The sequence below is a fragment of the Marinobacter sp. UBA2498 genome, from assembly GCF_002341575.1.
Classification (GTDB): Bacteria; Pseudomonadota; Gammaproteobacteria; order Pseudomonadales; family Oleiphilaceae; genus Marinobacter; species Marinobacter manganoxydans.
In genome coordinates this window covers 33,083-39,509 of record NZ_DDOI01000143.1, presented here as the reverse complement: position 1 = coordinate 39,509, position 6,427 = coordinate 33,083, and the positions used below count along the sequence as shown (strand labels likewise).

The window sequence follows — 6,427 nt, the reverse complement described above, 5'->3', positions numbered from 1 at the left end:
AAATCGGTCACGATAAAACGGAATGAGCGGTCACGATCAACCGGAACAGGCGGTCACGTTCAAACGGAATGGGCGGTCACGATGGGCCGGAATATGCACGGGTTAACCCAAAGCGATCTGGATTTCGTTCTCAGCTACCACAACACCAAAGGGATTCCGGCCAATAAGCGATATTCGAGTCTTGTCCTTCATTTTTTTAACCATCAGGCTCATCATCGAGGGCAAGTTTCCGCTCTATTATCACAGGCAGGTGCGGACGTTGGGGTTACTGACCTATTGGCTCTGATTCCGAAGGAAACTCACGTATAACCAGTCGCTGTAGTGCGTTCCCGGCCCGAGGGCCGTCCACCGGACGCCACTGTCGTGGCGCCGCTAAGCTCAGCGTTATGCAGTAATTCTCAGGCCATATTGACAAGCGTCACGTGACGCAATACACTTCGTTTCATGATCAAATCCTTTGCTGACAAACGAACCCAAGAACTTTACTCCAAGGGCAAGTCAAAGAAATTTCCTGCGGATGTTGCATCGAGAGCCGCTAGAAAACTTGAATACGTGGATCTGGCCGTACAGTTAGAGGATTTGAAAGTGCCGCCTGGCAATCGCCTTCACCCGCTGTCGGGAGACAGGCAGGGGCAGCATGCAATTTCAATAAATGATCAGTGGCGTATCTGTTTTCGTTTTGAAGATGGCGATGCGTATGAAGTCGAGGTGTGTGACTACCACTGAGTGAGGGGATGACTATGGCTATTCTTAATACTGCCGGTATGCAGCGCAAACCGACTCATCCTGGCGAAATGCTGAGGGAGGATTTTCTTCCGGACTATGGCCTGACTGTTTCGGGGTTGGCTGAGTCTCTGGGTGTCTCTCGCCAGTCAGTTAATGAATTACTGCGCGAGCGTCGTGCTGTCAGCCCTGAAATGGCGCTTAGGCTTGCACGTTTGTTTGGTAATTCGCCGGAATTCTGGCTGAATGCGCAGCGATCTGTTGATCTTTGGACCGCCGCTCAGTCGGTCAAGGAAGAAGTGGATCGGATCAAGCCGCTACATGCTGCATAACCAGGCCATGCACCGGATGCCAAAACCTCCGCTTCGCTCTGGTTTTGTCACCGGTGATGGCGGGCGTTAAAGCTATAAGCACATCAGTCTAAGGAGCTATCAAATGGGTAATGGCTTTGATCTTCATGAGATGGAGAATACGGAAGTTGGCTCGGTCACGATTGATGGAGCAGAAATTCAAACGTTCACTTATACCCTCACCGGTGTGCACATCCAGTCTATTACGGCTGGAACTACGGGCTTTATGGGCGGCGACAGCGGTCATGGGGGCCGCACGTACCTTAAAATTAAAGACCATGGCAGTACGGACCTAAAGATAAAAAATCCGAAATCTGGACTTTTTGAAGAAACCTCGTCGATTGAAATAAGCCTGGGTGGAGATGCTGAACTAAACAGTACGATAGCCCTACTCGAATATGCAGTGAAAGTCTTGAAGTCCCAGACCAAACTGGAAGTCGGGCTTTAACAATACGCGTCACACGGATGCCCTTTTCTCCGCTTAGCTCCGAAAAGGTCACCGGTGCGCTTCGCGTTATGTGGGGATGGCGCGAGGTGCCTCGTCAGAATCCACGATGAAAGGTGCTGATAAATCCTATTTGGAGTAAGCATGGCATTTTCTTATTTTCGAAAATTTAACAGGTGGATTCCATTATTTTTGCTCGTGCTCGGTCTGGTGTTTTTCATAAAGCTAAGCGATCTAAAATTGATAAATTCTGAAGAGTTTAATAGCAGCATTTCTTCCTTCATCTCCATCGAAGGTTCAGATGAGTACGTGATTGCTACCCTCAAAAGCGGCGAGACTTTAAAAAAACAAAAATTCCGTACAACGCTATTCGACTTGCCAATTGGCGATACAGACGCGAGTATATCTGTTGTCGCGAATTATAAATATTTTGTACGCCTTAGTGACATTGTTCATCGACTTGTTGATGGTACTCTCCGCATTGAAGTTCCGGATTTAGAACTGTCAGTGCCTGTTGCCTTCGATATTCGATCTCTGTCCGAGACTAGTGATAGAACGGGTTTCGGCCCAAGGGAGGATATCTTAGTACAAGAGCTTAGATTAGAAATGGCAGAGCAATTAAGACTAAAGGGAAATTCTCAAAAATTTTCAGTCTATGAGCATGGAGCCAAAGCGATTGCAGAAAATTTCAATAAATATTTAGAAAAAAATGGCTTGTCTGGTATGTATAGCCAGATAGTTGTCAGCTTTAGAGGCGTGGATAGTGAAGTCAAGCGCGTTTTTCAGTATGAAGCCGACAATTGTGAAGACGTCCTGTGCACGATCAGTTGGAATGTTGGTGGCTACCATATTTTTTCCTCAAGGAAAAAAGTTCCGATCGAGAATGAACCAATGCGTCTCCAGTCATCTGACTAATACCGTCACAAAACAATCGGCTGCACAGCGACCGCTTTTCCACCGCTTCGCGGCTCCAAAACGGCGCGTGAGCCGGGCGTTATACGGAAGGTTGCCTGAATGTTTCTTGAGGACCTAATGCCTGTTACCGAATTATTCAGTGCGCTTGCTGTACCTGTAATAGGTTTCTTGGGTGTGTATATAGCTTGGAAACATTGGAAAACAGCGGCATATCGCCACAGGATGGACCTTTTCGACAAACGGTTTGAAATCTATTAGGCGACGATCGACTTCATTTTGTCCATACGGGGTGGAGGTCAGGTTTCGGATAAGTGCTTGGCAGTCTTTGAGGAAAAGACGTTGCCTGTCAGGTTTTTGTTCAACGACGAGGCTGCCGATTACATAGCAGAGATACGTTCTCAGGCCCTGGCGCGCAGACCTTCTCACAGGAAGCCGAGGGAATGGATGCCGGTCCGGAAAGATCGAAATTCAGCGGAAGTCATCCGAGGCCAGAAAGTGGCTTTACCATCAGCTTGACGAAGAGGAGTTGAATAAGCGCTTTCGCAAATTTTTGGACTTAGGGCGGTAAGCGAAACCGGGACAGATCTATTTTTCGTGACCATCCGACTCAACCCGACTGAACCACCCACTCGATAACCGGAGCCCGCTAATGACAGCCTACGTGATCGGCAACATCACCGTGAAAGACCCGGACAAATGGGCTGAATACCGCAGCCTTGTTCCGGAAACGCTGGTTCCCTGGGGTGCAGAACTGGTGCTTCGGGGTAAACAGGCGAAGGCACTGAGCGGGCAATACCGGCACACCGATACCGTGGTTATCCGCTTTCCGGATGCGGATTCCGCCACCGATTGGCACAATTCCCCTGCCTATCAGGCATTGGTGCCGTTACGCACCCAGGCAGCGGATGTGGATCTGGTGACTTTCGAGGCCGATTAATAACTACTGCCACCACCAGCACCCTGGCGCCTATACTGGACAGCAAACCAACAGAGAAGCGCCATGGAAAACAATTCAACAAGCCTGAGCATGACCGTCCTGATGACGCCGGACAAAGCCAATTTCTCTGGCAATGTGCACGGCGGCACCCTGCTGAAGTACCTGGATGAAGTCGCCTATGCCTGCGCCAGCCGTTACGCCGGGACGTATGTCGTTACTCTGTCCGTCGACCAGGTGATGTTCCTCCAACCCATCCAAATTGGCGAGCTGGTCACCTTTCTGGCCAGCGTGAACTACACCGGCCGTACCTCCATGGAGATCGGCATCAAGGTGGTTACCGAGAACATCCGCGACAAGTTGGTTCGCCATAGCAACAGCTGCTTTTTTACCATGGTGGCGGTTGATGACAACGGTAAAGCCGTCGCCGTGCCGCAGCTGGTTCCACGTACCGATGATCAGATCCGGCGATTTGCCAACGGTAAGGAGCGCCGCGCCATTCGTGCCGAACTGGAGGAACGCTACAGGGAGCTGCATAAAAAATGAGTCCGGCGCAAATAACTGAAGCAGATCTATTTTTTCGAATTTGAACGTGACTTGGTCGCAGTAGATTTACTCGCTCTCGCAATGATCATTTGCTAACGTGCAAAGCGTCCAGGAGGACGTTATCTCTCAGTAAACAAAAGGAATTGGATCATGGATCACAGTGACCGTGAGTATGTCTCCGCTGCCATCAACTTTTTCTGGGGCGATGGCACGGCCTCACCTGAATCCGTCAATGAACGATCCGCTGAGGTCGTCTATACCGCAGTAACCGAGTCGCAATCGTGCTCAGCTTCCATGGACCTGGTTCCCAGACCGAGCGGCGGCAAGCCAGGAATCTCCTATATCGTGAAACAAGTGGCTGGCATCGGTAAAAACATCGCTTCCGGTAACAGTCAGACTTATTACATTTGCAAGCTGCAAGTCAGCCAGAATTTCCGCTCTGAAATCCACATGGCACTAAAGGGAATTTGAGATGTTCAAGATTGGATTGATCGCTGTTGCTTTAAGTTTGTCCGTTGCTGTTCATGCCGGTAACCGAATCGAGCTTTTGTACTCGGACTTGAGATTCAGCATTCCGGCAGGTTTCGCCGCTGTTGGCGATATTGGCGACAGCCAGAACATGTTGATCTTCCGATACGGCGACGAGCTAGGTAAACGATTCCTGGCATTCGCAGACATGACCCACGATGAAACGTTGGAATACGGCTGCCCAGCGGCCACTTTCTTCGAGGCTGTTTTCTTTGAGACAGCTGCAGCCGATTGTGACCAGACGTTGATCGGGGCCGTGCACGAGAATTTTGTCAGCGGCAGAGATGTCGCCACCTGGACGCAGGATTCCTATTCACTCGCCTACTCCGACCACGGGAACAAAGCCTTCCTCTTTGTGATCGGCAAAGATGCAAAGCTGCTAAAGATTGACTCCGATTTTCTTGATGGCGAATCCCTCAAGCGCATCGCTGAAGACCTTTAATTCCAGCAACAAATAAATCAAGGAAGATTATGAGACTATCCCCCCTCCCCCTCGTCGTTCTCTGCCTGTTTATGGGCTTCACCTTCTGGGTGATGGCCGGCGCCGAGCAATCGCTCCTCGCATTCGGCGCCCAGTTGATGTCGAGCCCCGATACCGCACAGGTTGTTATCGATCTCTACATTCTCGCGGTATTGGCTTGCATCTGGATGTACCAGGATGCCAAACGTCGAGGCAAAGGATTGGGTTACCTGGTTCCGTTTTTCGTTCTGACAGCAGTGTTTGTCTCCGCAGGGCCCTTGCTGTATCTGGTTCTTCGAGGTGGGCGCGAGACTGAAGCCGGTAGGCTTTAACCGTTCGCATCAGCCAAATCAGCGTCGGCCATCTTTGAGCACCCGAGCTACAATGCTAACGTTGAGTGGTTTCAGTCAGCCAGACTTCGGAGGGCCCCATGGCAGGCGGATGGTCTCGTGATGGTGCGGTTCAGGAACAGATCGACGCAAGCGTTGAGGATGAAATCCAGCGCGCACGCAGCCAGTTGGCCAAAGGCGAAAGTGCCGAGGAATGTGATGAGTGCGGAGCACCAATTCCAGAGGCCCGGCGCAAGGCCATTCCCGGTGTTCGTTTGTGCATTGACTGCCAGTCGGCCCATGAAAAGGAGCGCAGCCAGTCTGGCGGCATCAATCGCAGAGGCAGCAAGGACAGCCAGCTGCGATAGAGACGGCCCACAAAGTAGCCTGGGCGGCGGTTAAAGAGGAATATCGCAAGGAGGGCGACAGGTGGGTCAAAGGCAAATCCCAAGAATGAATCGCCATAGCACACCCTCCCGGACTAGCGTTTGAATATGGACATTTCAATCGAACCGGGGCGGGCTGATCATCTTGATGGCATTCACGCTCTGGTCCTCGAATGGGGTTACACAGCCAGCAGGCTCCGAACGAAAGCATGGCTCGAGGCAATCGCTAACTCTCCTAGCCATCAGATTTTCGTCGCCCTTTCCGGGGGTTCGGTCGTTGGATGGATAGCAGTGGAAAAGCGCCTGTTCCTCAGCGAGCTGTTTGTCGCGGAAATTACAGGCCTGGTTGTAGGCTCCCGCGCACGGAGGGCTGGTATCGGCCAGCTATTGGTCCAGTCTGCTGAAGACTGGTCCAGCTCTATGGGACTCCCGCGGGTGGTGGTACGCTCTAATGTAACGCGCCTTGAGTCTCATGGCTTTTATCCGGCGGTTGGTTATACGCAATCCAAAACAACGCATGTCTACACCAAAGACCTCAAGCAGCCCGGATCGGAGCCCTGAACGCCCCGGCCTGAAAAACGGCGCTCTCCCAGCAAAGGAAACTGCATGAAAATCTATGGCGATACCCAATCCGGGAACTGCTACAAGGTTCAGCTCGTTTGCCAACTGCTGAACATCGACCATCAGTGGATTGATGTCGACATTCTGGCTGGCGACACAAAATCCGATGATTTTTTGAAAAAGAACCCGAATGGCAAGATTCCTCTGCTGGAGCTGGATAGTGGCGAGGCGTTGTCAGAGTCCAACGCCA

General features: G+C 51.2%; 13 protein-coding genes and 1 pseudogene. All 14 read left to right on the top strand.

The window, feature by feature from the left end:
- On the top strand, positions 1-309 hold a 309-nt coding region (locus B2W52_RS19850; RefSeq protein ID WP_286803953.1), incomplete at its 5' end, for a DinB family protein.
- A 135-nt stretch (positions 310-444) separates the two neighbouring features.
- Positions 445-726: a type II toxin-antitoxin system RelE/ParE family toxin gene (locus B2W52_RS19845; protein ID WP_008174260.1), complete on the top strand. Its 282-nt coding sequence runs from the start codon at positions 445-447 to the stop codon at positions 724-726.
- Positions 727-740: 14 nt separating this feature from the next.
- Positions 741-1,055, top strand: a complete 315-nt coding sequence (locus B2W52_RS19840) for a HigA family addiction module antitoxin (protein ID WP_008174257.1) — start codon at positions 741-743, stop codon at positions 1,053-1,055.
- Between the two features lie 103 nt (positions 1,056-1,158).
- On the top strand, positions 1,159-1,521 hold the full coding sequence (locus B2W52_RS19835) for a hypothetical protein (RefSeq protein WP_273073089.1): 363 nt from the start codon (positions 1,159-1,161) through the stop codon (positions 1,519-1,521).
- 141 nt (positions 1,522-1,662) lie between these two features.
- The gene (locus tag B2W52_RS19830) at positions 1,663-2,433 is read left to right on the top strand and encodes a hypothetical protein (protein ID WP_273073088.1); all 771 of its coding nucleotides are present in this window, start codon (positions 1,663-1,665) and stop codon (positions 2,431-2,433) included.
- Positions 2,434-3,082: 649 nt separating this feature from the next.
- A complete protein-coding gene (locus B2W52_RS19825) occupies positions 3,083-3,370 on the top strand; it encodes a DUF1330 domain-containing protein (RefSeq protein WP_273073087.1) in 288 nt (95 codons plus the stop codon).
- A gap of 63 nt (positions 3,371-3,433) precedes the next feature.
- Entirely contained in the window at positions 3,434-3,913 is a 480-nt protein-coding gene (locus tag B2W52_RS19820; protein WP_008169502.1) for an acyl-CoA thioesterase, read from the top strand.
- A 150-nt stretch (positions 3,914-4,063) separates the two neighbouring features.
- The gene (locus B2W52_RS19815) at positions 4,064-4,384 is read left to right on the top strand and encodes a hypothetical protein (protein ID WP_014576852.1); all 321 of its coding nucleotides are present in this window, start codon (positions 4,064-4,066) and stop codon (positions 4,382-4,384) included.
- A gap of 1 nt (position 4,385) precedes the next feature.
- Positions 4,386-4,883 (top strand): hypothetical protein, encoded by a 498-nt coding sequence (locus tag B2W52_RS19810; RefSeq protein WP_273073086.1) that lies wholly within the window; start codon positions 4,386-4,388, stop codon positions 4,881-4,883.
- Between the two features lie 29 nt (positions 4,884-4,912).
- Positions 4,913-5,233 carry a DUF2834 domain-containing protein gene (locus B2W52_RS19805; protein ID WP_008169507.1) on the top strand — a complete coding sequence of 107 codons (321 nt, stop codon included), beginning with the start codon at positions 4,913-4,915 and terminating at the stop codon, positions 5,231-5,233.
- A gap of 98 nt (positions 5,234-5,331) precedes the next feature.
- Positions 5,332-5,598 (top strand): DksA/TraR family C4-type zinc finger protein, encoded by a 267-nt coding sequence (locus B2W52_RS19800; RefSeq protein ID WP_008169508.1) that lies wholly within the window; start codon positions 5,332-5,334, stop codon positions 5,596-5,598.
- On the top strand, positions 5,595-5,687 hold the full coding sequence (locus B2W52_RS19795) for a ChaB family protein (protein ID WP_075267801.1): 93 nt from the start codon (positions 5,595-5,597) through the stop codon (positions 5,685-5,687). Before B2W52_RS19800 ends, B2W52_RS19795 begins: the two co-directional genes overlap by 4 nt.
- Positions 5,688-5,724: 37 nt before the next feature.
- Positions 5,725-6,177: a GNAT family N-acetyltransferase gene (locus tag B2W52_RS19790; protein WP_273073092.1), complete on the top strand. Its 453-nt coding sequence runs from the start codon at positions 5,725-5,727 to the stop codon at positions 6,175-6,177.
- A gap of 45 nt (positions 6,178-6,222) precedes the next feature.
- A pseudogene (locus tag B2W52_RS19785) lies at positions 6,223-6,412 on the top strand (glutathione S-transferase N-terminal domain-containing protein); the annotation flags it as partial.
- Positions 6,413-6,427: the final 15 nt, after the last annotated feature.

Coding starts and splice junctions, on each gene's coding strand:
- B2W52_RS19800 (WP_008169508.1), top strand. CDS start 5,332: ATGGCAGGCGGATGGTCTCGTGATGGTGCGGTTCAGGAACAGATCGAC.
- B2W52_RS19845 (WP_008174260.1), top strand. CDS start 445: ATGATCAAATCCTTTGCTGACAAACGAACCCAAGAACTTTACTCCAAG.
- B2W52_RS19830 (WP_273073088.1), top strand. CDS start 1,663: ATGGCATTTTCTTATTTTCGAAAATTTAACAGGTGGATTCCATTATTT.
- B2W52_RS19790 (WP_273073092.1), top strand. CDS start 5,725: ATGGACATTTCAATCGAACCGGGGCGGGCTGATCATCTTGATGGCATT.
- B2W52_RS19810 (WP_273073086.1), top strand. CDS start 4,386: ATGTTCAAGATTGGATTGATCGCTGTTGCTTTAAGTTTGTCCGTTGCT.
- B2W52_RS19820 (WP_008169502.1), top strand. CDS start 3,434: ATGGAAAACAATTCAACAAGCCTGAGCATGACCGTCCTGATGACGCCG.
- B2W52_RS19815 (WP_014576852.1), top strand. CDS start 4,064: ATGGATCACAGTGACCGTGAGTATGTCTCCGCTGCCATCAACTTTTTC.
- B2W52_RS19805 (WP_008169507.1), top strand. CDS start 4,913: ATGAGACTATCCCCCCTCCCCCTCGTCGTTCTCTGCCTGTTTATGGGC.
- B2W52_RS19825 (WP_273073087.1), top strand. CDS start 3,083: ATGACAGCCTACGTGATCGGCAACATCACCGTGAAAGACCCGGACAAA.
- B2W52_RS19840 (WP_008174257.1), top strand. CDS start 741: ATGGCTATTCTTAATACTGCCGGTATGCAGCGCAAACCGACTCATCCT.
- B2W52_RS19835 (WP_273073089.1), top strand. CDS start 1,159: ATGGGTAATGGCTTTGATCTTCATGAGATGGAGAATACGGAAGTTGGC.